The organism is Ferrimonas pelagia, assembly GCF_039543565.1.
In the GTDB taxonomy this organism is placed as follows: domain Bacteria; phylum Pseudomonadota; class Gammaproteobacteria; order Enterobacterales; family Shewanellaceae; genus Ferrimonas; species Ferrimonas pelagia.
Genome location: NZ_BAABJZ010000008.1, coordinates 1 through 23,971, shown reverse-complemented (window position 1 = coordinate 23,971; position 23,971 = coordinate 1). Strand labels below are relative to the sequence as shown.

Annotated in this window: 17 protein-coding genes and 1 riboswitch; of the genes, 10 read left to right on the top strand and 7 right to left on the bottom strand. The window is 57.0% G+C overall.

All coding sequences use genetic code 11. The features are described from left to right. Positions 1-18: 18 nt before the first annotated feature. Positions 19-5,514: a beta strand repeat-containing protein gene (locus ABEA08_RS03790; RefSeq protein ID WP_345333474.1), complete on the top strand. Its 5,496-nt coding sequence runs from the start codon at positions 19-21 to the stop codon at positions 5,512-5,514. 302 nt (positions 5,515-5,816) lie between these two features. On the opposite strand, the gene ABEA08_RS03785 is transcribed toward ABEA08_RS03790, so the two are convergent. After that, a complete protein-coding gene (locus ABEA08_RS03785; protein ID WP_345333592.1) occupies positions 5,817-6,932 on the bottom strand; it encodes an AMP-binding protein in 1,116 nt (371 codons plus the stop codon). A 361-nt stretch (positions 6,933-7,293) separates the two neighbouring features. Here ABEA08_RS03785 and ABEA08_RS03780 point away from each other — a divergent pair, with 361 nt between their 5' ends. The 8 genes from ABEA08_RS03780 (at position 7,294) to ABEA08_RS03745 (ending at position 15,813) form a co-directional block, all read left to right on the top strand. Next, positions 7,294-9,036: a formate--tetrahydrofolate ligase gene (locus ABEA08_RS03780; RefSeq protein ID WP_345333472.1), complete on the top strand. Its 1,743-nt coding sequence runs from the start codon at positions 7,294-7,296 to the stop codon at positions 9,034-9,036. Positions 9,037-9,629: 593 nt separating this feature from the next. Next, entirely contained in the window at positions 9,630-10,979 is a 1,350-nt protein-coding gene (locus tag ABEA08_RS03775; protein WP_345333470.1) for a Na(+)-translocating NADH-quinone reductase subunit A, read from the top strand. Further along, a complete protein-coding gene (locus ABEA08_RS03770; RefSeq protein WP_425557323.1) occupies positions 10,922-12,151 on the top strand; it encodes an NADH:ubiquinone reductase (Na(+)-transporting) subunit B in 1,230 nt (409 codons plus the stop codon). The genes ABEA08_RS03775 and ABEA08_RS03770 overlap by 58 nt, the downstream gene beginning before the upstream one ends. Further along, on the top strand, positions 12,141-12,911 hold the full coding sequence (locus ABEA08_RS03765; protein WP_345333466.1) for a Na(+)-translocating NADH-quinone reductase subunit C: 771 nt from the start codon (positions 12,141-12,143) through the stop codon (positions 12,909-12,911). The genes ABEA08_RS03770 and ABEA08_RS03765 overlap by 11 nt, the downstream gene beginning before the upstream one ends. 1 nt (position 12,912) lies before the next feature. Beyond that, positions 12,913-13,536 carry an NADH:ubiquinone reductase (Na(+)-transporting) subunit D gene (locus ABEA08_RS03760; RefSeq protein ID WP_345333464.1) on the top strand — a complete coding sequence of 208 codons (624 nt, stop codon included), beginning with the start codon at positions 12,913-12,915 and terminating at the stop codon, positions 13,534-13,536. Between the two features lie 9 nt (positions 13,537-13,545). Next, positions 13,546-14,154, top strand: a complete 609-nt coding sequence (gene nqrE, locus ABEA08_RS03755; protein ID WP_345333462.1) for an NADH:ubiquinone reductase (Na(+)-transporting) subunit E — start codon at positions 13,546-13,548, stop codon at positions 14,152-14,154. Between the two features lie 33 nt (positions 14,155-14,187). Further along, positions 14,188-15,408 carry an NADH:ubiquinone reductase (Na(+)-transporting) subunit F gene (gene nqrF, locus ABEA08_RS03750; RefSeq protein ID WP_345333460.1) on the top strand — a complete coding sequence of 407 codons (1,221 nt, stop codon included), beginning with the start codon at positions 14,188-14,190 and terminating at the stop codon, positions 15,406-15,408. 159 nt (positions 15,409-15,567) lie between these two features. Continuing rightward, complete coding sequence (locus tag ABEA08_RS03745) at positions 15,568-15,813, top strand: DUF6429 family protein (protein WP_345333458.1); 246 nt, start codon at positions 15,568-15,570, stop codon at positions 15,811-15,813. 86 nt (positions 15,814-15,899) lie between these two features. Here ABEA08_RS03745 and ABEA08_RS03740 read toward each other — a convergent pair whose 3' ends face one another. From ABEA08_RS03740 to ABEA08_RS03720, 5 genes are all read right to left on the bottom strand, one after another. Beyond that, entirely contained in the window at positions 15,900-16,394 is a 495-nt protein-coding gene (locus tag ABEA08_RS03740; RefSeq protein WP_345333456.1) for a peptidylprolyl isomerase, read from the bottom strand. A 212-nt stretch (positions 16,395-16,606) separates the two neighbouring features. Continuing rightward, the gene (locus tag ABEA08_RS03735; protein ID WP_345333454.1) at positions 16,607-18,577 is read right to left on the bottom strand and encodes a BCCT family transporter; all 1,971 of its coding nucleotides are present in this window, start codon (positions 18,575-18,577) and stop codon (positions 16,607-16,609) included. 414 nt (positions 18,578-18,991) lie between these two features. After that, positions 18,992-20,362, bottom strand: a complete 1,371-nt coding sequence (locus ABEA08_RS03730) for an NCS2 family permease (protein WP_345333452.1) — start codon at positions 20,360-20,362, stop codon at positions 18,992-18,994. Positions 20,363-20,447: 85 nt separating this feature from the next. After that, positions 20,448-20,547: riboswitch (purine riboswitch) on the bottom strand. A 65-nt stretch (positions 20,548-20,612) separates the two neighbouring features. Beyond that, positions 20,613-20,825: an alpha/beta fold hydrolase gene (locus ABEA08_RS03725; protein WP_345333450.1), complete on the bottom strand. Its 213-nt coding sequence runs from the start codon at positions 20,823-20,825 to the stop codon at positions 20,613-20,615. A gap of 23 nt (positions 20,826-20,848) precedes the next feature. Beyond that, positions 20,849-21,430 carry an alpha/beta fold hydrolase gene (locus ABEA08_RS03720; protein WP_345333448.1) on the bottom strand — a complete coding sequence of 194 codons (582 nt, stop codon included), beginning with the start codon at positions 21,428-21,430 and terminating at the stop codon, positions 20,849-20,851. A gap of 331 nt (positions 21,431-21,761) precedes the next feature. On the opposite strand from ABEA08_RS03720, the gene ABEA08_RS03715 reads away from it, so the two are divergent. Further along, positions 21,762-22,289 (top strand): GNAT family N-acetyltransferase, encoded by a 528-nt coding sequence (locus ABEA08_RS03715; RefSeq protein ID WP_345333446.1) that lies wholly within the window; start codon positions 21,762-21,764, stop codon positions 22,287-22,289. Between the two features lie 265 nt (positions 22,290-22,554). On the opposite strand, the gene ABEA08_RS03710 is transcribed toward ABEA08_RS03715, so the two are convergent. After that, the gene (locus ABEA08_RS03710) at positions 22,555-22,965 is read right to left on the bottom strand and encodes a DUF2057 family protein (protein ID WP_345333444.1); all 411 of its coding nucleotides are present in this window, start codon (positions 22,963-22,965) and stop codon (positions 22,555-22,557) included. Positions 22,966-23,971 lie beyond the last annotated feature (1,006 nt).

Sequence of the window (23,971 nt, the reverse complement as noted above, 5' to 3'; positions counted from 1 at the left end):
TTGATAAGGAGACACCCAATGTCTGGAACTGAACAAGATGATCTGATCATTGGCACCACCGAAGAAGATGTGATCGATGCGCTGGCGGGGGATGATGTGGTGATCGCCAATGATGATGACGATTATGTTGAGGGCAATGATGGCTCAGACACGGTGATCGGTGGCGGCGGTGATGATGTGATCCTCGGCGATGCCGGCGGCGGTAGCCAGCCCCCCGGAGATGGGGACAACGACAGTGATGACAGCTGGTCGGCGGCGACAGAGTACAGCAACCAATCGGGGGACAGCGCACCGGGAAGCCTCAGCCCGGGCGCGAGCAATACCACCGCGGTGAATGTGCGCGATGAAAACGGCAGTGTGCAAAATCAGTTCAATGTCTCTATTCGAACAGCCCCGGCTGAAGATGCCGAATTGAGGCTGGTGATCCGCGATAGCGAAGGCAACATCCTGTTTGAAAGTGAGCCGCTGGCGGTGGGGGCGGACATCAGTCAGATCCGCATCGAGATCGATCCCGAAGATATGCCAGAAGATGGCGAGTTGCTGTTTGAGCTGTCGGTCAGCAACGGCGATGAAGTGTCGGTTGAGTCTTTGGTGATCAGTGGCGGCGGTGAGTGGGATGACACGCTGTCCGGCGGTGAGGGTGACGACACCATTTATGGTCAGCAGGGCATGGATAGCATTTCGGGCGGTGCCGGCGATGACTTCCTCGATGGCGGCGGCAACGATGACATGATCGAAGGCGGCGCTGGTAACGATACCTTGCTGGGCGGCAACGGCAACGATGCGCTCTATGGTGACGGCGGCCACGATGAACTGCTAGGTGGTGATGGCAATGATTTCCTTGCTGGTGGGCTTGGGGACGATCTGCTGATGGGGGAGTTGGGGGACGACACCCTGCACGGTGGCGCGGGGAACGACACCCTGATCGGTGATGATGGCAGCGATACCCTGCGGGGTCAGGCGGGCGACGATGTGCTGCTTGGCGGTAAGGGGGATGATCTGCTGGAAGGCGGCGAAGGCGCCGACGTGCTGATGGGCGATGAAGGCGACGACGTCTTGCAGGGCGGCGGCGATAACGATGTGCTGATGGGCGGCCAGGGCAACGATGAATTGGTGGGCGGCAGCGGCGCGGATGTGCTGCTCGGCGCCGAAGGCAATGATTGGCTCAAAGGCGATGATGGCGACGATCAGCTGTTTGGTGAGGCGGGCGACGATATCTTGTTAGGCGGGGATGGTAACGATCTGCTGATCGGCGGCAGCGGCAGCGATGACTTGCAAGGCGGCGACGGCGATGACGTTTTGGTCGGCGATGAAGGCGACGATCTGCTCGTGGGCGGCGCGGGCGCTGACGTTCTGGTCGGTGGCACTGGGGTAGATCGGCTCGAGGGCGGCGAAGGCAACGATGAGTTGTGGGGCGAAGACGGCGACGATGTACTTAGCGGTGGTGCCGGGGATGATCTGCTCGGCGGCGGTGCCGGCAACGATGCGCTTACCGGCGGGGACGGTCACGATACCTTGCTTGGCGGTGAGGGGCAGGACACGCTCGATGGCGGCAGTGGTAATGATGTGCTGGTCGGGGAAGCCGGAGCGGACGTGCTCGACGGTGGCGCGGGCAATGATGGATTGTATGGCGGCGACGGGGATGATCAGCTCAGCGGCGGTGAGGGGGATGACATCCTCACTGGTGACGATGGCGACGATCGTTTGGTTGGTGGCGCGGGTAACGATCAGCTGTTCGGTGGCACCGGACATGATGTGATCGACGGCGGTAGCGGCGACGATGAACTGCATGGCAATGAGGGCGATGACACGCTTACCGCCGGTAGCGGCAATGATCTGATCGCAGCGGGGATCGGCGACGACTACATCGACGCGGGCACGGGCGATGATCTGATCTATGCCGGTGAGGGGCAGGATCAGATCTTGGCCGGTGAAGGCAATGATGTGATCTTTGCTGAAGGCGGCAATGACGTTATAGATGCGGGTGATGGCCATGATGAGGTGTTTGCTGGAGAGGGTGATGACACAGTCATCGCGGGCTCCGGTGATGACGTGGTGTTTGGCAACCGTGGCGATGACACCCTTGAGGGGGGCGAAGGTAATGACGCGCTGTTTGGTGGGGAAGGTGCCGATACCCTGATAGGCGGTGAGGGTGATGATTACATCGAGGGCGGTGAAGGTGCCGATCTGATCGATGCGGGCACGGGCAATGACACGGTCTTTGCGGGTGACGGTGATGACAGCATTGTTGCTGGCGCCGGTAACGATGTGATCTTCGGTGAAGGCGGCAACGATCAGCTCGAGGGCGGCGAAGGCGACGATTACCTCGACGGCGGTGACGGCAATGATGTGATCCGCGGCGGCAGCGGTGATGATGTCCTGGTCGGTGGCGCTGGCGATGATGTGCTCGAAGGTGGCTTAGGGGAAGATGTGCTGGTCGGTGGCGCCGGTGACGATACCTTGTCGGCGGGTGACGAGCGCAGCGAGCTACATGGTGGTGAGGGCAACGACACCATTACCGGCGGGGCGGTGGGGGATCTGATCTCCGGCGGCGCGGGCAACGATATGATCGATGCGGGCGGCGGTGATGATGAGATCTACGCAGGCTCTGGTGATGACACGGTTCTGGGCGGCGCGGGCAGTGACACCATCCATGCAGCCTCCGGTAGCAACCTGCTTGATGGTGGGTTGGGTGACGACACTATATATGGCGGTAGCAACGACGACACCATCCTCGGCGGCGAAGGCGCAGACGCGCTTTATGGTGGCGAAGGGGCTGATCGGATCGAAGGCGGTGTCGGAAACGACACCCTCGATGGCGGTGAGGGTGACGATCTGCTGCTGGGCCAGGAGGGCGACGACGTGATCCTCGGCGGGGGCGGCAATGACCGGCTTGAAGGCGGCAGCGGCGACGATATCTTGTCCGGAGGCAGCGGTGATGATGTGTTGCTAGGGGGCGAAGGTGTAGACGTCCTCGACGGCGGCGCTGGCGACGACACCCTGTATGGCGGCGAGGAATACAGTGAATTGCATGGGGGTGACGGCAACGACACCATCACCGGCGGCGCGGTGGGGGATCTGATCTCCGGTGGCGCTGGCAACGATCAGATCGACGCGGGCGGCGGTGACGATACCATCTACGCTGGCTCTGGCGATGATACCGTCATTGGTGGTGCTGGTAACGATGCCATTTTTGCCGAGTCCGGGGTCAACACGCTGGATGGCGGTGAAGGTGACGACTTTATTCAAGGGGGTAGCGGGGCGGACACCATCGTCGGTGGCGCTGGCGTTGATGTGCTGCTCGGCGGGGCGGGAGCAGATACGATCACCGATACCGAGGGGCAAGCGGAGATCTACGGCGGTGCTGGAGATGACACCCTAGTGTCCGGCGACAGCGACGATAAGCTCTACGGTGGTGAGGGAGACGATACCATCAGCGCCGGTGCCGGCAGCGATGAACTGTATGCAGGCGATGGCGCCGACACAGTAGACGGCGGCGAAGGCGACGATGTGATCTACGGCGAAGCCGGCACCAATACCCTGCTCGGCGGTGCTGGCAACGACAAGATCTTCGGTGGCACTGGCGCGGATACAGTAGATGGTGGCGAAGGCGATGATGAGATCTTCGGCGGTGACGGCAGTGATCACCTCAGTGGCGGCGATGGTGCTGATCTGATCCTCGGTGGTACGGGCAGCGATACCTTGATCGGCGGTCAAGGGGATGACGTGCTGCTCGGCGAAACCGGTAACGACAGCCTCAGTGGCGGTGAGGGTGCTGATTTTATTGATGGTGGCAGCGGTGACGATACCTTGGATGGTGGCGCCGGGGATGATCACCTGATCGCTGGCGCGGGTCATGATGTGCTTAGTGGCGGCAGCGGTGCCGATCTGCTGGAGGGCGGTGAAGGCAATGACAGCTTAGATGGTGGTGATGGTGATGATCGCCTGCTGGGCGGAAACGGCAACAACACCCTTATCGGCGGCGCCGGTCATGATGAATTGATCGCCGGAGGCGGCGATGACGATCTTGATGGTGGTGATGGTGACGATACCCTGAATGCAGGCGACGGTAACAATACCCTTGTCGGCGGCGCCGGTAATGACACCTTGGTGGCCGGAGCCGGTAACGATCTGTTGCAAGGCGGGACGGGCGCGGACCGATTGGAGTCTGGTGCCGGTGATGATGCGCTGTATGGCGGCGAGGGTAACGATACTTTGATCGCTAGCGGCGGCCAGAATCAACTGTTTGGCGGTACTGGGGACGACGTATTGACCTCTGGTGACGGCAATGACGTGTTGGACGGCGGCGAGGGCAACGACACCCTGACGGCGGGTGGCGGTCATGATCAACTGTTCGGCGGCGCGGGCAATGACACGCTCAGCGCGGGGGCTGGCAATGATGAACTGTATGGCGGCGAGGGCAACGACACCCTTTACGGCGGCTCGGGAGACGATCTCCTGCAGGGCGGTGTCGGTAATGACACCTTGTATGGCGAGTCGGGACAGGATCTGCTGCAAGGGGGCGAAGGCGCCGATAAGCTCTACGGCGGTGACGGCAACGATCAGTTGCAAGGCGACGCTGGTAACGACGTACTGGACGGCGGTAAGGGCGACGATCTGCTGCTTGGCGGCGAAGGCGCTGATACCCTCAAAGGGGGCACGGGTGACGACCAACTGCTTGGTGGCAGCGGTGATGACAAGCTGTATGGTCAGAGCGGTAATGACGAAATGAGCGGGGAAGCCGGTAACGACAAGCTTTATGGCAGCAGTGGCAACGACATGCTGTTTGGCGGTGAGGGGGATGATCTGCTCGATGGCGGTAATCAGGATGACCTGCTTCAGGGCGGCGAAGGCAGCGATAAGCTGTATGGCGGCAGCGGCGTGGATCAACTGCAGGGTGAAACCGGCAATGATCATCTGGATGGCGGCAGTGGCGACGATCTTCTGCTCGGCGGTGCGGGCGACGATACGCTCGACGGCGGCAGTGGGATCGATCAACTGTTCGGCGGTGAGGGCGATGATATCTTGGTGTTTGATGCCAATGATACCGACGTTCGTGGCGGTGAAGGGTTCGATGTCCTGACGGCTGGGCCGCAGGGCGATGGCATTATCGACATGACCGGTGGCAGCGTTAGCGGTGTGGAAGCGCTGATCATCGACGATGGGGTTGACGCCACGTCAGTGAAGATCTCGCTGGAGAAGATCCTGGCGGAATCCGATGGCGATGGCATTTTGCTCAACGACAACAGTGACGATGCGATGGAGGATGTCTTCCTGCTGACCGGTGCCGAGTCGATCGATCTGGAGGGCGCGGATTGGAGCTACACCAGCACGCTCGACAGCAGTGAGATGGATGCCGAGCTGCTGGCCAAGTATGAGTCGGAGGGGATCGACGTCGACAGCCTGCAAGGCTATCAGTTCACCAATGACGACGGCGAGACGGTCACTATCTGGACTGACAGCGAGCTGGAAGACGTCAATCTCAACGATGATGCATTGGGAGGCGGTTTGTAAGCCGGATCTCGTTGTAACGTCAAAGGCCGCCTTCGGGCGGCCTTTGTTGTTTGCAAGCCTGAGTCAGCGTTGCTGCCGCCACGGCGCACAGAACGGTTTGGGTTGTGCTGATAAATAAGAGGGGCCCGCACAAGGCGGGCCCCTTTGCATTTTTGGGGGATCAGCGCAGCGCGCGGCGCAGGATCTTACCGACGGCCGACTTTGGCAATTGCTCCATGCGGACGAACTTGCGCGGCAGCTGAAGCCGGCCAAGCGGTCGCGGCAAAACTGCTTCATCATCGGTATATCCATCTCCTGCTCGGTCACCAGATAGGCCACCACCTTTTCGCCGCTGTGGCGATATCGCCGGTCCGCAGCCAGCCGTCTTGGTCGAGCACCTGCGCCGTCTCTTCCGGGTTGTGCCAGTAGCCCTGCATCACCTGCGGCCCGCGGACACAGAGTTCACCTTCGTGCCGCGCGGTATTGCCGTTGTCGTCGATCAGCTTCAGCTCGGTTTCGATCAGCGGCAGACCGATGGTGCCTAACTGCTCCTGACGGATCGGATTGAGGCACACCACCGGCGAGGTCTCGGATAATCCGTAGCCTTCCGAGATGGTACAGCCTGTGGTGCGCTGCCAGATATCGGCAGCGGCGGAGGTCAGTGCGGTGCCGCCGGAGATGGTCAGGCGCAGTTGGGAGAGATCCAGCTGGCGGAAGGCTTCGAGTCGACACAGGCCAACAAACAGGGTGTTCAGGCCAGCCATGCCGGTAAAGCGGAACGGTTTGATCTGCTCGATAACGCCCGGCAGATCGCGCGGGTTGGGGATCAGTACATTGTGGCTGCCACGGGCAAAGAAGGTGATCCGGGTCACCGTAAAGGCGTAGATATGGTAGAGCGGCAGCGGCACGATGAAGAGGTCGCGGCCCTCGCGGCAGTTGTCACCGAGACGCACCAGCACCTGACGGGCATTGGCCAGCAGGTTGGCGTGGCTCAACATGGCGCCCTTGGCGATCCCCGTGGTGCCGCCGGTGTATTGCAGCGCTGCGAGGTGATCCGGTGTCAGGCTGACCGGTTGCAGTTGCAGTGCTTCTTGCTCGGCTTGTTGCCAGCAGGCGGGCAGGCTCAGCGCCCCAGCGATGGTGTCATGGGCCGGTTGCAACTGATGGAAGTCCATGGCGCTGGTGGTGAACACGTGTGCAATATCGGTTTGCGGCAGTGCTTGAGCGGCGATCGGTGCTAGATCGGCGTAGATCACCAGCGCCTTGGCGCCGCTGTCGCGCCATTGGTGAGCCATTTCGGTGGCGGTATAAAGCGGACTGGTGTTGACCAGCACCAACCCGGCGTGCAGTGCGGCAAAGGCGGCGATCGGCAGCTGCATTAGATTCGGCAAGCAGATCGCGATGCGATCGCCCGGCTGCAGCACGGTATGACGCTGCAGGTAGGCAGCAAAGGCGCGGCTATGGTGCTCGACTTCGGCAAAGGTCAGACTCTAGCCCAGCGTGCTGAAGGCCGGTTTGTCGGCGTAGCGCTGACAGGTGTCTGCGATCATCGCGGCCAGATCGGTGGCGCGGGTTAATTGGATAGGTTGATCGAGAGACATAGGAGATCTCGCACAGCTATTTTGATGTTGCCAACCGTAGACAGCGGGACTGCGCGGTGCAATTGTAAATTGCGAGAGCTGCGTTGCACTTGTGTGGCGTCCGTGTGTTTTTAGAACATTTCTTCGAGGGTTCCGGCCAAGATTGCGGTACAATCCGCGCCGATTTTAGTCACTTTGTACCTTACGGAACCCGATAATAATGAAATCCGATCTGACTATCTCTCAAGAAACTCAATTACAGCCTATTTCTGACATTGCCAAGCTCGCTGGGATCCAAGCGCAAGAGCTGATCCCGCACGGCGAAAACAAAGCTAAGGTTAAGTTTTCTTTGCTAAAGCGCCTGGATAACGCCAAGCGCGGCAAACTGGTACTGGTTACTGCCATTACGCCGACCCCGTTAGGGGAAGGTAAGACCGTGACCACCATCGGCCTGTCGCAAGGAATGAAGAAGGTGGGCCAGAAGGTGATGGCCTGTATTCGCCAGCCCTCCATGGGGCCGGTGTTTGGCGTCAAAGGTGGCGCGGCCGGTGGCGGTTATAGCCAAGTGGCGCCGATGGAGGAGCTTAACCTGCACCTGACCGGGGATATCCACGCGGTAACGGCGGCTCACAATCTGGCGGCGGCAGCGATCGATGCCCGCATGTATCACGAGCAGAAACAGGGCGAAGGCTTTGCGGCCAAAACCGGCTTGCCATATCTGCAGATCGATCCGGCCCAGATCGTCTGGGGCCGCGTGGTCGATATGAACGATCGCACCCTGCGCCGCGTCACCATCGGCATCAACCGAGAAGGCTCTACCGCCAATGGCGTTGAGCGCGAAAGCGGCTTTGATATCACCGCGGCGTCCGAGCTGATGGCGATCTTGGCCTTGTCCAAAGATCTGAAGGATCTGCGCGCTCGGATCGGTCGTGTGGTGCTGGCTTACAGCGTCGACGGCAAACCGGTGACCGCGGAGGACATTGGTGTGGCCGGTGCGATGGCGGCCATCTTGCGCGATGCCGCGCAGCCGACCTTGATGCAGTCGCTGGAAGGCGTGCCGACTTTGGTGCATGCGGGCCCGTTTGCCAACATCGCCCACGGCAACTCCTCCATCATCGCCGATCGCATGGCGCTGCGTCTGGCCGATGTTGTCGTCACTGAAGGCGGTTTTGGCTCCGATATGGGCTTTGAAAAGGCGTGTAACATTAAGGCGCGCGCTGCGGGGAAAACCCCGGATGCGGCGGTGGTGGTGGCGACCCTGCGAGGCCTGAAAGCCAACTCGGGCAAGTATGATCTGCGTCCAGGTCAGAAACTGCCGGACAGCATCTTTGCACCGGACACCGAAGCCTTGGCGGCTGGCTTTGCCAACCTGAAATGGCACATCGAGAACGTCAACCGCTACGGCGTACCCGTGGTCGTGGCATTGAATCGATTCCCACAGGACACCGACGAAGAGCTGGCGTGGCTGAAGGCCAAAGTGGAAGTGCTGGGCGCCTCTGTCGCCGTGTCCGAAGCCTTTGGCAAAGGCGGCGACGGCGCGACGGAATTGGCTGAGTTGGTGCTCAATGCACTGGAGCAGCCAGCCCAGTTTGAGTTCCTGTACGACGCTGAGCAGCCCATCGAAGCGAAGCTGACCACCATTGCCCAGGCGGGTTACGGCGGTGAAGGCATTGAGCTGTCTGCGCAGGCGCAGGCGGACATCGAGAAGCTGGAAGCCTTAGGTTACGGCGCTCTGCCGGTGTGCATGGCGAAAAGCCCGGCCTCCATCAGTCACGATCCGGCGCTGAAAGGGGCACCGAGTGGATTCACGGTCCCTGTGCGCGGTTTACGTCTGTGCGCAGGCGCGGGGTTTGTGTATGCCTTGACCGGCAACGTGATGACCATGCCGGGTTTGTCTGATCGCCCTGGTTACCTGAACATCGACATCGATGAGGATGGCAACATTACCGGCATCGACGAGTAATGCACTTAGAGTTACCTCATTGAACAAAGGGCGTGCCAATGGCACGCCCTTTTGCATTTCCCTTGGGGATCGTCAGCCCGCACAGTGCGTGTGCTTGGTCTCAGTCTCAAAGACTTCCCTGTTGTGCCCGCCGCCGAGGATCTTCCTCGATCCTGAGCGCCTCCGCCTTATCGCCATGGGTTTCGCCAGGGGGCCGCTTTATCACATGACGCAGAGTTCGCCGCCGCTCTGCCGGTGGAGCGGGGCGTTTATTTGATTAATAAATCTTATGCGTGGGCGAGTTTAATGGCGAGTTTCATTCCTCGTTACAGATGCCGATGTCAAAGTGTGCAAAAGAAATGAGAGCCTGAGGAGGGTTTGGGTTGTTGACGGCGAAAATAAATTACTTGTCGACGCAAGAAAATCTTGCGCCCTGTCTTGTTTTTGTATTTTTTACAAGGTATTGCACGTGACGTAGATCATCTAATTTCACCATAAGGCATCGTTATAGTGACAGTGTCTTGGCGCAATAGCGCCAAGACGGAAAGCCCAGTGAGTAACCTCATTGGCGCATGGATCGCCGCGATGGATTGAATTTGAGTCACACAATAGCCATGAAAAAAATTACAAAAGGTTTGGATATTCCTATTGCAGGTCAGCCGGAACCGGTGATCGACGGAGTTTTTCCGGCGACGCAGGTGGCGCTGCTTGGGGAGGAATACGTCGGGCTAAAGCCCAGCATGTTGGTTCAGGAAGGGGAGCGGGTGCGTAAGGGCCAGCCGCTGTTCAAGGATAAGAAGATCCCGGGAGTTTTGTTTACGGCGCCGGCTGCAGGCGTGATCAGCGCGATCCACCGTGGTGAGCGGCGGGTGCTGCAATCTGTGGTGATCGATGTTGACGGTGACGCGCAGTGCCAGTTTGTTCAGTGCGATGATGTCGAGAGTCTGTCGCGGGAGCAGATCGAGCAAAATCTGCTGCAGAGTGGTCTGTGGACAGCCTTGCGCACCCGGCCCTTCTCGCGGGTGCCAGCCCCGGGCTCACAACCCGCCGCGATCTTCGTGACGGCCATAGATACCAATCCATTGGCAGCCAATCCTAGGTTGGTGATTGCCGAGCAGGAAGCGGCCTTTCGTGCCGGTTTGACGGTCTTAACCCTGCTCACGCAAGGCAAGGTCTTCCTTTGCCACGATAATAAAGGTCAGGTGAAAGGCCGGTTGCTTGAGCCGATGGTCAACGGCGTGGAGGCGCGGATCTTCGCCGGCGTGCATCCGGCGGGCCTAGTGGGCACCCACGTTCATCAATTGATGCCGGTGAGCCTAGAGCGTCAGATCTGGCATATCGGTTATCAGGACGTCATCGCCTTCGGCAAACTGTTTCAGACCGGTGAGCTCTATACCGAGCGGGTGATCGCCCTGGCGGGCCCGCAGGTGAAGCGGCCCCGTTTGGTGCGCACTCAACTGGGCGCGGACATTGCCGGTTTGGTGAACAACCAACTGCGTGATCCCGCTGCGCGGGTGATCTCCGGCTCCATCCTCTCGGGCCATAACGCCAACGGCCCTCACGCCTATCTCGGCCGCTTCCACAACCAAGTCTCTGCCCTAGCCGAAGGCGAAAATACCTCGGCGCTGGGGTGGCTGAATGTGGGCAGCGGCGCCTTCTCCGTCACACGGGCCTTCAGTGCCTGTTTCGGTCGACGTGAGTCGCTCGAACTGACCACCAACAGCGGCGGTGGTGAGCGAGCGATGACTGCATTTGCCCGATTTGAATCGGTCATGCCGTTGGATATCTTGCCGACATTGTTGCTGCGGGATCTGTTGGTGGAAGACACCGATGAGGCGCAGCAGTTGGGCGCGTTGGAGTTGGATGAAGAAGATCTGGCGTTGTGCAGTTTCATTTGCCCCGGCAAATACGATTACGGCAAAGCGTTGAGAACCTGTTTGGATCGGATCGAGAGGGAGGGGTAATGAGCGTGATCTCAACGATAGCCCAGCCATTGCGCACACTGTGGTTTGCTCAAGGGCAGCGCACACAAGGCAAACTGCACGTGCGGGATGCCATTGATATTAAACGAACCATGTCGTTGGTATGGTTGTGCTTAATGCCAGCCGCGCTGTTTGGCATGTTCAATCTGGGCTGGCAGGCCCAGGCAACATTGACGGAAGGGGCTGCCAGTCCCGCGCTGTGGCAATTGGGGGTGTTTAATCAACTGACCGGTGGCCTGACTCCCGATACCGGCGTTATTGGTTTGTTCTTCTACGGCGCCAGCTTTTTCCTGCCCATCTATCTGACGGCACTGCTGGTCAATCTGGCGTGGGAGCTGGTGTTTGCCAAATCGCGTGGCGAGGCGTTGCACGAAGGCTTTTTCGTCACCGCGACCCTGTTTACCTTGGTGTTGCCTGCCACCATGCCCCTGTGGCTGGTGGCGATGGGGATCAGCTTTGGCGTGGTGGTCGGCAAAGAGATCTTTGGCGGCCTTGGTTGCAACTTCCTCAATCCCGCACTGGCGGGCTTGGCGTTTTTGTATTTCGCCTACCCAGAGCAAACCGCCGGCGTCGGAGTTTGGACCGCAGTTGACGGTCACAGTGGCGCGACCGCATTGACGGCGCTGCTCAGCGACAAGGATGCCTTTGACAATACCCTTTGGTATCAGGTTTTTTCTGATGCTGCCTGGTGGGATGCCTTCCTCGGCTTTATCCCTGGTGCTATCGGCGAAACCAGCACGCTCGCTATTTTGATCGGCGGTGGGATCTTGCTGCTGACCCGGCTGGCCTCCTGGCGCATCGTCGCGGGGGTATTGCTCGGCACGGTAGCGACCGCGACGCTGTTTAATGCCATCGGCTCGGCCAATAACCCATTGTTCCAGATGCCATGGACCTGGCATTTGGTAACCGGCGGCTTTGCCCTCGGCATGATGTTTATGGCCACCGATCCGGTAACGGCTTCCTATACCGACAAGGGGAAATGGGCCTATGGCGGGCTGATCGGTGCCATGGCGGTGATGATCCGGGTGGTCAATCCGGGACAACCGGAGGGCATGATGCTGGCCATTCTGTTTGCCAATCTGTGGGCGCCGTTGTTCGATTATTTTGTGGCCCAGTCCAACATCAAACGGAGGCTGAAACGTCATGCGTTATAACAAGGATTCTGTTGTCGGCACCATGCTGTTTACCCTGGTGCTGTGCCTGTTCTGCTCGGTGATGATCACCGGCACCTCGGCGGGTTTGAAGGAGCGGGCGCAGGCCAAACAGTTGGCGGAGCTCAAGCGCTCGGTGTTGAAGACGGCCGGCTACGGTCAGCTGATCGATAACAACCTGAGTGAGAACTTTGACAGCCATGTCACCGCCGTGGTGCTGGATCTGGATTCCGGTGCGATCCAGCCCGATCTGGATGCCATGACGTTTGATGATCGCATGGCGGCGATGAACCCGGACACCTCCAGAAAACCGAAGAAAGATACGGCTCGGATCGGTCGTCGTGCCGATATGGCCCGCGCCTTTAAGATCACCAATGATCAGGGCGAGCTTGAAGGGGTGGTGATGCCGATCCACGGTAAGGGCCTGTGGTCGGTGATCTATGGCTATGTCGCTTTGGATGCCGATCTCAACACGATCAAGAACGTGACGATCTACGAGCACGGCGAAACCCCGGGCATTGCCGACTTCTTGGAGGACGAGAGCTGGCTGTCGCAATGGCAGGGCAAAAAGCTGTTCGATGACAGCGGCAAGGTCGCCGTCAAGGTGGTGCGCGGCGGTGCCGAAGACGGTGACGAGCACGCGGTGGATGGCGTCAGTGGCGCAACCCTGACCGGGCGGGGCGTTGAGCGTTCCATGCAATTTTGGTTTGGCGAAGAGGGCTTTCGGGCCTTCCTAAGCAGCATAAAAGCGTCTGAGGTGTAACATGAGCAATAACACGGTGGCGATGAAGGAGGTGCTGCGCACCCCGATCTTCGCCAATAATCCGGTGGCGATGCAGATGTTGGGTGTCTGCTCCGCCCTCGCGGTCAGCGGCAGCATGCAGACCGCGGTGGTGATGTCACTGGCGGTGACCTTTGTGATGGTCTTCTCCAACTTGATCATCTCCTGCATTCGCAACCTGATCCCCAATTCGGTCCGCATCATCGCGCAGATGACCGTGATCGCCTCTCTGGTGATCGTGGTGGATCTGGTGCTCAAGGACGTGGCCTACGAGATCTCGCGCCAGCTGTCGGTGTTTGTCGGCTTGATCATCACCAACTGCATCATCATGGGCCGGGCAGAGGCGTTTGCCATGAAAAGCAAGCCTTGGCCCGCCGTCGTCGATGCGATCGGCAACAGCCTAGGGTATGCCGTGATCCTCTGCGGCGTGGCCTTTGTCCGTGAACTGCTGGGCAATGGCTCGCTGTTTGGTCAGGAGATCCTAGTGACCGTTGCCAACGGCGGCTGGTACCTGCCCAACGAGTTGTTCCAACTCCCCCCCAGCGCCTTTTTCTTGATCGGCTTTATGATCTGGGCCATCAACGTCATTCAGAAGCGGCAAGGTTAAGGAGCCATCATGGAACACTTTATCAGTCTGTTTGTGCAAGCTGTGTTCATCGACAATATGGCGCTCTCCTTCTTTATGGGGATGTGTACCTTCCTGGCGGTGTCGAAAAAGGTCTCGACCTCCTTGGGGCTAGGGATCGCGGTGATCGTGGTGATGGCCTTGGCGGTTCCGGTCAATCAATTGATCTACAGCTATTTCCTCAAGCCGGGCGCACTGGCATGGGCCGGCCAGCCGGAGCTGGATCTGAGCTTTTTACAGTTGATCACCTTTATCGGCGTGATCGCTGCGATGGTGCAGATCCTGGAGATGGTGCTGGATAAATACATGCCCACTTTGTACAACGCGCTGGGCATTTTCCTGCCGCTGCTGACCGTGAACTGCGCCATCTTCGGTGCCGTGATCTTCATGGCCAACCGAGACTACAACATGGCGGACTCCGTGGTGTTTGCCGTGGGCTCCGGGGTGGGCTGGGCCATGGCGATCGTGCTGCTGGCGGGCCTGCGAGAAAAGATGAAATTCCATAAGATCCCCGAGGGTCTGCAGGGCATTGGCATCACCTTTATCACCACCGGCTTGATGGCGCTGGGTTTTATGTCTTTTTCCGACGTGTCTCTGTGATCGCCCATATCCAATTGAAGTAAGGAACAGTCGATGGAAATGATGATCGGCATAAGCATGTTTACCGTAACGGTGTGCTTGTTGGTGATGGTGATCCTGTTCGCCAAATCCCAGTTGGTGGCCAGTGGTAACGTCAATATTGCAATCAATCGCGATCCCAGTAAGGGGATCGTCTCAAGCCCTGGCGGTAAACTGCTGGGCGCGCTGGCGGACAAAGGCGTGTTTATCTCGTCCGCCTGTGGTGGCGGCGGGACCTGCGGCCAGTGCCATGTCAAAGTGCACGAAGGCGGCGGCGACATACTGCCCACCGAGCGGGATCACATCAGTAAGAAAGAGGCCAAGCAGGGCTGTCGCCTGGCCTGCCAAGTCGCGGTCAAATCCGACATGGAGATCGAGCTGGACGAGTCGGTCTTTGGCGTGAAGAAGTGGCAATGTGAGGTGATCTCCAACGATAACCAAGCGACCTACATCAAAGAGTTGATCCTCAAGATCCCCGAAGGCGAAGCCGTGCCGTTCCGGGCCGGCGGCTATATCCAGATAGAAGCCCCGGCTCACACGGTGAAATACGCGGACTTCGACATCGCCGATGCGTACCGCGAGGAGTGGGAGCGGTACGGCATGTTTGAGTACGTCTCCAAGGTCGATGAGGAGAGTATCCGTGCGTATTCCATGGCCAGCTACCCAGAGGAGGAGGGGATCATCATGCTCAATGTGCGGATCGCCTCGCCGCCACCGAACAAACCGGACGCGCCTCCAGGCGTGATGTCCTCCTACATCTTTAATCTTAAGCCCGGTGACACCGTCACCATCTCCGGCCCGTTCGGTGAGTTCTATGCCAAAGAAACCGACAATGAGATGGTGTTCATTGGCGGCGGGGCGGGCATGGCGCCGATGCGCTCGCATATCTTTGATCAGCTCAAGCGACTCAAGTCCAAGCGCAAGATGAGCTTTTGGTATGGGGCGCGCTCCAAACGGGAGATCTTCTATCAACAGGACTTTGATGGGCTGGCGGCGGAAAACGACAATTTCCAGTGGCATGTGGCCCTGTCCGAGCCTCAGTCTGAAGACAACTGGGAGGGCTACACTGGCTTTATTCATACCGTCTTGCTGGAGCAATATTTGAAAGACCACCCGGCGCCGGAGGATTGCGAGTACTACCTGTGTGGGCCTCCGATGATGAACGCGGCGGTTATCCATATGCTGAAGAGCCAGGGCGTGGAGGATGAGAATATCCTGCTGGATGACTTCGGTTAACGGTTAAGCGCACAGAGCCATGGTTCAGTTAGGCGGCGCCCGGTAACGGGGGCCGCCTTTTGTTCGCGGCCTGCTCAGGAGCGCAGTTTAAGTTGGCTTCGCCAGAGCGGCGCGCGGCGGTATATATTGAAGTGAGTGATGGCAATCGGAGGCTGGGCTATGTCCATTCCTGAGCATATCGATCAAGACAAATTGGCCGAGGTGGCGCTGGCCATTCTGGCGTTGAGCGCCAGAGACGACAAGTTTGGCACGCGGGCGTGGAAAGGGATGGATTGGGCACTGACGGATCTGTTGTATGAAAAAGGCTGGATCGGCGATCCCAAGGGTAAGCAGAAGTCGGTTGTCTTCACCGAAGAGGGAGCGGCCTTGGCCGAACTGTATCTACAGAAGCATTTCTCAAAGTGAGGTGCGGGGCCGATTGATCAGGGTCATACCGGCCCGGCTCCGGCATCGCATTGCGCACCGGCATGGAGGCGTTCTCGCGATGACAGTTAGCGAGTGACGGTCACTTTTTGGATAACAACCGGCTCGCAAGGGACATCTTCGTGACCGGCGATGGTGCTGGTCTTGACCTTTTCGATCTGCTTGACCACGTCCATGCCTGCCGTCACCTGACCAAACACGGCGTAGCCCCAACCGGCATTGGTGGTGGCAAAGTGGTCGAGAAAGCTGTTGTCTGCGACATTGATAAAGAACTGCGCCGTGGCCGAGTGAGGCGCATCGGTGCGGGCCATGGCGATGCTACCGATGACGTTTTTCAGTCCCTTATTGGCCTCGTTGACGATGGCTTTGCGGGTCGGTTTTTCCATCATTTTGCGGGTGAGCCCGCCGCCCTGGATCATAAAGCCCGGGATCACGCGGTGGAAGATGGTGCCTTCGTAAAAGCCATCTTCGCAGTACTTGAGAAAGTTCTTGGCGCTGACCGGGGCACGGTCGATGTCGACTTCGATGGTGATGTCGCCAAAATTAGTGGTGAAGGTGATCATGAGTGGGTCCATATCGTGGGGGAGTGATGAAATGACGTCTGGCTCGTCCCGTTTGCGGGACGGAGTAACGGCTTCATTCCAGCGGGCGGCGCCCGAATAGGAGCGCAAAGATAGCAAATTTTCCCCGTAAACGCGTATCCGTCTGATATTTTCGCCCGGTAATGAAAAAGCCCCGCTCACGAAGCGGGGCTTGGTTGGCGTCAGTCGGGAGACTATGCCGGATTCAGCTCAACCTGTTCCGAGGTGGCCAGATGCAGGAAATGCATGTGCTTCTCGTATTGGGTGATGGCATCGGCAATGATCTGCTCTTGGGTGTAGCCCAGCACGTCGTATTGCTGGCCCCCTTGCAGCAAGAACACCTCGGCACGATAGTATTCGTCGTGCTCTTCGTTCATGTAGCTGGCCATGGAGAACTTGCGCAGCCGGATCCCATACGCGAAATCTTCCACATCTTCGTTATCCACCACCAGCCGGACTCGCTCTTCGTCCAGCATCTGAATGCGGCTGGTCAGCCCCTGAAAACGCATCTCCTCGGCCAGTTCTTTCAGAGCCGGCATGGCGACGGTCTCGATAAAGTTGGAGGCCTCATGCTTCTTTGGGTTGTTGACCAGCGAGGCGATGCGGTCTTTCCAACTGACGCTAGCCTGAGTGTACTGGACTGAGGTGCTGTGGTTTTGCACGCTGGTGAGCAATAGGTAGTCGTTGCGTAGCGCTTTAAACAGCGAATAGCAGAACACCAACATCAACAGCATGATGGGGAAGGCACTAGCTACGGTCATCATCTGCAGTGCGGTCAGTCCGCCAACGGATAACAGGATGGCGGCCACGATCCCTTCGGTAACGGCCCAGAAGATCCGCTGCCAAGCCGGTGACTCATCCGCGCCGCCGGAGGTGAGGGTATCGATCACCAAAGAGCCGGAGTCGGAGGAGGTGACGAAGAAGGTGATCAACAGCACCATGCTGATCATTGAAAGTAAGCTGGAGTAGGGCATGCTTTCAAAAAAGGTAAACAGAGCCAGTGTGCTGTTGGTATTTACGATCTCTTGAAGATGGCTATCGCCCAAATTCAGGATGGCGTCGATGGCGGTGTTGCCAAAGGCGGTGAACCAGAGGAAGACGAACGCCGCTGGCACAAACAGAATGCCGATCAGGAATTCCCGAATGGTTCGACCGCGGGAGATCCGGGCGATAAACATGCCGACAAACGGTGCCCAGGAGACCCACCAACCCCAGTAAAACAGGGTCCAGCCACCAAGCCAACCTTCATTGGGCTCGTAGGCGTACAGGTTAAACGTCAGGTTGACGATCTCGCTGAAGTAGTTGCCGGTATTCTGCACGAAGGACTGCATGATCATGGCGGTTGGACCCAGCAGGATCACCACCAGAAGCAAGCCGATGGCCAAGATGATGTTGAGCTTGGACAGGCGCTTGATGCCGCCGTCCAGTCCGAGGAATACCGAGATGGAGGCAAACAGGGTGATCAGCGCGATCAGGGCCATCTGCATGGTTGTATTCTGAGGCAGGTCAAACAGGTAATTTAGCCCTGCATTGACCTGCATAACGCCAAGGCCCAGTGAGGTACAGATCCCGAACAGGGTGCCAATGACCGCGAAGATGTCGACGGCGTGGCCGATGGGGCCGTAGATCTTGTCGCCGATCAATGGAAACAGAGCTGAACGGGGCAGCAATGGCAGCTTATGACGATAGGTAAAGTAGGCCATGGTCAACGCCACAATGGCGAAGCAGGCCCAGCCATGCAGACCCCAGTGGAAGAAGGTGATCTTCATCGCCTGCTTGGCGGCTTCGACGGTGCCGGCTTCGCCTTCAGGCGGTGACAGGAAATGCATGGCGGGCTCGGCCACGCCATAGAACATCAGGCCAATGCCCAAGCCTGCAGAGCCAAGCATGGCGATCCAGGAGCCGAAGCTGTATTCCGCTTCGGCGTGATCGGGCCCAAGGCGAATATCACCCAGGCGGCTGCACATCAGGAGAACGAGGAAGATTAAAAACAGGCCAACGCAGAGGATGTAGATCCAACTGGTCTGGGCGACAAACCAGCTTTGCATGGCGCTGAAGAACTGCTCTGCCGATTGCGGCCACAAGAACGTGGCGAAGGTCAGCACAGCGATGATAAGAAGCGAAGGGAAGAAGACGTGTTTGTTGATACTGCTGGGTAAACTCATGGGAGACCTAAGGAAATAATTAACGAATTTTTTGTCGAATACTGCGGGGTTTCGATTTTTGTTCTTGTCGTTAATCACCTAGGATTTGGTGTGAATGACTACTGCCACTAAGATCCGTCATGCGGAGCCCTTTTTCTAAAAATGGACGGCTATATTAGCCAAATTGGAAGCATTTTTGTACTCACTGGTGGCTTTGTCTGTTCAATGCCAATCTAAGGTGTTGATTTTAAGGGTGTAAATTCACGTTAAATATTTTGATTTTAAGTGGCTTTTACGCTAGACGTTTTGTGTTGAATCGCTGGTAATTGCGCTTAATGTGGGGAAGCTAGAGAGCCCACAAAAAAAGCCCAACTCAATGAGTTGGGCTTTGGCTTGGTAGGGTAGAGATATTTTTATGTTTTTATCTTTCGTCCTTTACATCATCACCAGATAGGTAATGAAGATGGCAGACAGGCCGTAAATGATTGGGTGAACCTCGCGGCCTTTACCCGCGACGACCATAGCGAAGGCGTAGCTGATAAAGCCCATGGCCATGCCGTTGGCCGGGGAGAAGCTGAGGATGGTAAACATGATGGTGAAGAAGGCCGCGATGCGGGACTCTTTCTTCTCCCATTTAATGTCACCCAGGCGTCCCACCATGTAGATCCCGACGACGATCATCGCTGGTGCGACGATGGCGGTGGAGAACATGGAAAAGACAGGGAAGAAGAACAAGGATGCGAAGAACAGCGCGGCGGCTATCACGGCAGCCAGGCCGGTCTTGGCGCCCTGAGACGAGGCGATCCCGGACTCGGAGAAGGCGGTAATGGAGGTGGTGCCCAGTACGGTGCCGATCACGGTGCCGCCAGCGTCGGCCACCAGGGCTCCGCGGGCGTTGGGGACCTTACCGTCTTTGTTGATGATCCCGGCGTCACGGCCGACGCCGACAATGGTGCTGAGGCCGTCGAAGAAGTCGACAATAAAGAAGATGATGATGATAAACAGCAGGTCAAACAGCTTCTCTGGGGTAAAGAATGAGAAGTTGAAGATGGCGCCGAAACTGTCGCCCATGCTCGGTGGCATCGCCATGATCTGATCCGGCAATGGCGCGTACTGGGTACCCAAGAACATGTCCGCGGCGATGGTCAGCAGGATGGATGCCATAAAGGAGATAAAGGTCGCCAGCTTGATGTCACGGACCATGCAGCCCAGCGCGATGAAGATACTGATGTAGGCGATCATCACCTGAGGATCGGTGACCTGACCCATGCTCACTAGGATGATCGGGTTGGAGACGATGATCCCGGCGTTCTTCAGGCCGAGGAAGGCGATGAACAGGCCCAGCGAGACGGTAATGGCCAGTTTCAGATCTTCCGGGATCGATTCGATCATCGTCTTGCGGATCTTGGTCATCGAGAAGATGAGGTAGATGATGCCGGACAGGAAAATGCCAAACAGCGCTTCGTGCCACAGTAGGGCGACCGAGCCGCTGAACAACACGCCTTTGAAGAAGCCGTTCATGCTCATGCCGGGAGCCAGCATCACCGGGTAGTTGCCAAACAGGCCCATGATCAGAGTGGCAATGCCAGCGGCGATGGCGGTGGCGGTAAACACGGCGCCGCGATCCATGCCCGGAATGTCACCCAGGATGGCGGGGTTCACTGCCAGAATGTAACTCATGGCCAGGAAGGTGATAAAGCCGGCGTAGAGCTCGGTGCCGATGGTGGAGTTTCGTTCGGTGATTTTGAACGTATTTTCCAGAACATTGGCATGACCTGGACGTTTCAGAATGGCTGCAAGATTCACAACGGCGCCTTTGAGATCGGATCAATAAGTAAATGGGTTATTTACTGAACGATATCGTCAGGCAGCGCCTTCCTGCAGATACAGCAAGGGCGCGGTTTTGGACTGTAGTCACAAGATTAGGTCTTGTGGTAGAAACGTCTGGACCAAATTACCAGAGATATACAGCTCAATAAATATGGGCGCGGATCCTAGCGGACCGTCAAAATAGTGCAATGAAAAATTGAACCCATCTTGATTTGAGAGGGGTAGATCACGGTATTTTAGTGGTTTTAGGCGCGGATTGACGCTCGAGGAAGTCGAGCGAGTGCCGATTAAACTGCTCGGATTTTTCCACGTTACAGACGTGACCGCAGTCGTCGATGACCTGCAATTTAGCGTGCCGATGCTTGGCGGCGATGGCTTTCACCGGCTTTAAAAACATGTGATCGTTCTCCCCCATGATGTAGAGGGTGGGGATCTTCAACTCTTTTTCATTGAAGTAATGCATCAGTGGATTGACGTCCGCGGCCAGCTTAAACCAGCGCTTAAACTCTTGCTGACACGCCTTTTCGCCTCACGGATAAACAGGTTGCGCGACGGCGACTGCTCTTTGCGCGGCATGATGACACGGGCAAACAGTCGATACAGCCACATGTAGGGCACCACGTCTTTGAGCAGGTGGCCAGCTCGAACCAAGGTCTGTGACAGCCGATTCAGTCGGGTTACCGCACCGCCCAAAATCATGCTTTTGACCCGGCCTGGCTCCAGCTCGGCCAGATGGCGAATGATGATGGTACCCAGTGAGATCCCGACAAAGTGGGCGGATTGGATCTTGAGGTGATCCAGCAGCGCCACCACATCCTGAGTGACGGATTTGAAGCTGTATTGGCCCTGGATCAAGCTCTGCACCATATTCTGGCTGTTGCCATGACCGCGCAGATCCAACAACAGCAGATTGTACTTGGCCTTATAAGCTCGCAGCTGTTTAAACCAGATGTTGGAGCTGCCCCCGGCGTCGTGCACTAAGACAACCCAGTCGCGGGGCTCGGGATGGCGGAAGATCTTGTGATGTAATACGGCTTGGGACACGCAGGCTTCTCCTCAAGTGGGCTGGTGAGTGTAGCGAATTCAAGTGACGCGGCAAAGCGCCGTCAGCTCTTAGGGCGCGTTGCTCCGCACGGCTTCGCTTCGACGATGGCGAGCGTCATCATGAGCGCTGATAGATCCCCTTCACGCCCATTGAGCGTCAAGCTGTCATTGGGTTGCCGATATAGGGGGAATTTGTCAGCAGACTGGGGCCGATCTTCGCGCTCGTTCGACCCTTCCCCGCACGGCCATAGCAAGGTAGAGTGTCGATTCAGGCAGCAGTCGGGTTGGGTGCAGGATGATGGAATTTCCTCGGTTATATACGGAGCGCCTTGTGCTGACGGCATGGCGTGACGAGGACGTCAACGACCTGTTTGTGTTGTTCTCCGATCCTCGAGTGACGCGCTTTTATGATATCCCCACCATGCAGGAACCCGAGCAGGCGGCGCGCTTGCTGGCGGGGCTGCAGCAGCGTTTCTCAGCAGGTACTGGTATTCGCTGGGCCATGCGAGACAGAGATACCGGTGAGTTCATGGGCAGTTGTGGCTTTAACTGCTGGGATACGCAGAGCCGAACTGCAGTGTTGGGCTACGACTTAATGCCCGAGTTTTGGGGCCAGGGCTATGCCAGCGAGGCGGTGTCACGGATTGTCGAGTTTGCCTTTGGCGGGGGCCTATCCTGTGGCCCGCTGATGCAGATCGAAGCGAAGACGGTGAGGGGCAATCGCGCCTCCGAACGCCTGTTAGAGCGCCTTAACTTCCGTCTTTTTGATGATATGGCGACGGGGGCCATAGAACAGCCGGACTTGAAGCACTATCGACTGTTGCAGCCGCAGCGCTTCGGAGAGCTAGTACTCAATTGATGTGACAGGCACTTTTTATCCGATCACGGTGAGAAATATCGGTGACGATTGCTGTCAGTGATGGAAACCTGCAAGAAGCGAGGCTTCTCATCGATGAAGATCCTTAGCGAAATCATCTCCGCTGTGATGGCTCATTAGCCGTACCCTGATGTCTTTGGTTTGGTTTCTTCATCGTGCGTTAACTCCACTCTGGTGAACGGTTACTACGCGGGATGTGATGAAAGACCGATGTTAATGGGCTTTCATTAATAATAGAATCGATATATTACTTGAGCAGTTTGTATATCATGGCGTCATTACTTAGCTGATCGGTATGTATCTGACGATCTTCGTTACTTAGGGTAAATGTAGGCTTGTGCGCAAAGGCTTTCGCTTCGTCTAAGTCGTACAGTTTCGGAACTGTTAGGTTAATATCTGAACTGGTGTTAAATTTGAGCCAATAGACGTCCGATGTCGGAGCAACGTCATCATGTTGATTTGTATCATCGGTATAATAATTAATGTAGCGAACCTTTAGTAAATTAATACCGTCATTCAGTGGAGCTTGTTTTAAATAGCTTGGAGTATCCTCACCATTAATACTTAGTAGTTCCACGTCCAATGGCATATAAAGTTGACCTGCAGAAGTTGCAAAAGTAAGACCTAAAGTCATAATAAACACGATGATTGCATTCATAGTAATCTTCCTTTGAATTTTGAAGATGAGTTAGACATTGGTACAGGCCGTTTTGCTCCAAACGGCGATTACCTACGAATGAAAAGTAGCTTCTTGCTATAAAGTGTGCAAATTTGTCTGACATAGGAGTAACTTCGTGTTGGAGCAGTCCATACGACTTGGTGGCGAGAATGAATATAGATCCCAATGGCGGGCGTCGTAGCTCAAATTCAGAGCATCTTCAGTCTGCGCATTGATTTCGTCGCGATTGATGCCAAAGCTCATGAAGTTGTGGCTGCCGTAATGAGCCTCGGAAACGTCCCGACAATGAAGCTATCCGGACATTGGTTAACCTGCCTTGTCGGGGGATACAGCAGGTGGGCTTATGACATCAAAGACTCCCATCGAATGCAGAAGCAAAAGGGCGCAGAGCCCAGTATCCGACCGCGTTCCACTTTGGATACTGGGAAGAAGGAGAGCCCCGTCACGGAGTGGCAGACGCCCTGAGGATCGGTACACTCAAAGTCTGAATAGGGGGAGCGGCAACCACCAGTGCTCACTTTCTCAATCGGAGTCGGCTTATACGGTCGTTACAAGCAACAAATCAGTCTGAAGCTAAGCCAGCGTGATTCTGATGCTCAGGGCGGCGAAGCATTGGTTGGCGTAAAGGCGATGAACATAGTTAATGGACTCCACATGCCTGTTCGTCAGACGGCCAACTAACCATAGGTAAGCCTTTTGAGCAAGGCTGTCCCGCAGGGCGATATCATGAATGAAGATTGATCACACTTTTGCTGAGAGTGGCCATAGTGTCAGGTGCGTCTGCGTTCACTAATTGTGCCTTTGCGGAGGCTTCATTGACCACCTTCTCCGGTACAGGTTAAGAACTGAAGACTCTTGCCCTAAATAACTGATCCTAATTGTGCTCCAGTTTCTGCAATCCATGACCACCACCCGGGAATGGTGAGGCGTTGTTCATGAAGTACTTCACCCGCCTGATTAGTTGCCACATGTGCTTGCACCGATG

Bases quoted from the DNA above. Each gene is read 5' to 3' on its own strand.
- ABEA08_RS03790 (WP_345333474.1), top strand. From the start codon at position 19: ATGTCTGGAACTGAACAAGATGATCTGATCATTGGCACCACCGAAGAA.
- ABEA08_RS03780 (WP_345333472.1), top strand. From the start codon at position 7,294: ATGAAATCCGATCTGACTATCTCTCAAGAAACTCAATTACAGCCTATT.
- ABEA08_RS03775 (WP_345333470.1), top strand. From the start codon at position 9,630: ATGAAAAAAATTACAAAAGGTTTGGATATTCCTATTGCAGGTCAGCCG.
- ABEA08_RS03765 (WP_345333466.1), top strand. From the start codon at position 12,141: ATGCGTTATAACAAGGATTCTGTTGTCGGCACCATGCTGTTTACCCTG.
- ABEA08_RS03760 (WP_345333464.1), top strand. From the start codon at position 12,913: ATGAGCAATAACACGGTGGCGATGAAGGAGGTGCTGCGCACCCCGATC.
- nqrE (WP_345333462.1), top strand. From the start codon at position 13,546: ATGGAACACTTTATCAGTCTGTTTGTGCAAGCTGTGTTCATCGACAAT.
- nqrF (WP_345333460.1), top strand. From the start codon at position 14,188: ATGGAAATGATGATCGGCATAAGCATGTTTACCGTAACGGTGTGCTTG.
- ABEA08_RS03745 (WP_345333458.1), top strand. From the start codon at position 15,568: ATGTCCATTCCTGAGCATATCGATCAAGACAAATTGGCCGAGGTGGCG.
- ABEA08_RS03740 (WP_345333456.1), bottom strand. From the start codon at position 16,394: ATGATCACCTTCACCACTAATTTTGGCGACATCACCATCGAAGTCGAC.
- ABEA08_RS03735 (WP_345333454.1), bottom strand. From the start codon at position 18,577: ATGAGTTTACCCAGCAGTATCAACAAACACGTCTTCTTCCCTTCGCTT.
- ABEA08_RS03710 (WP_345333444.1), bottom strand. From the start codon at position 22,965: ATGAATGCAATCATCGTGTTTATTATGACTTTAGGTCTTACTTTTGCA.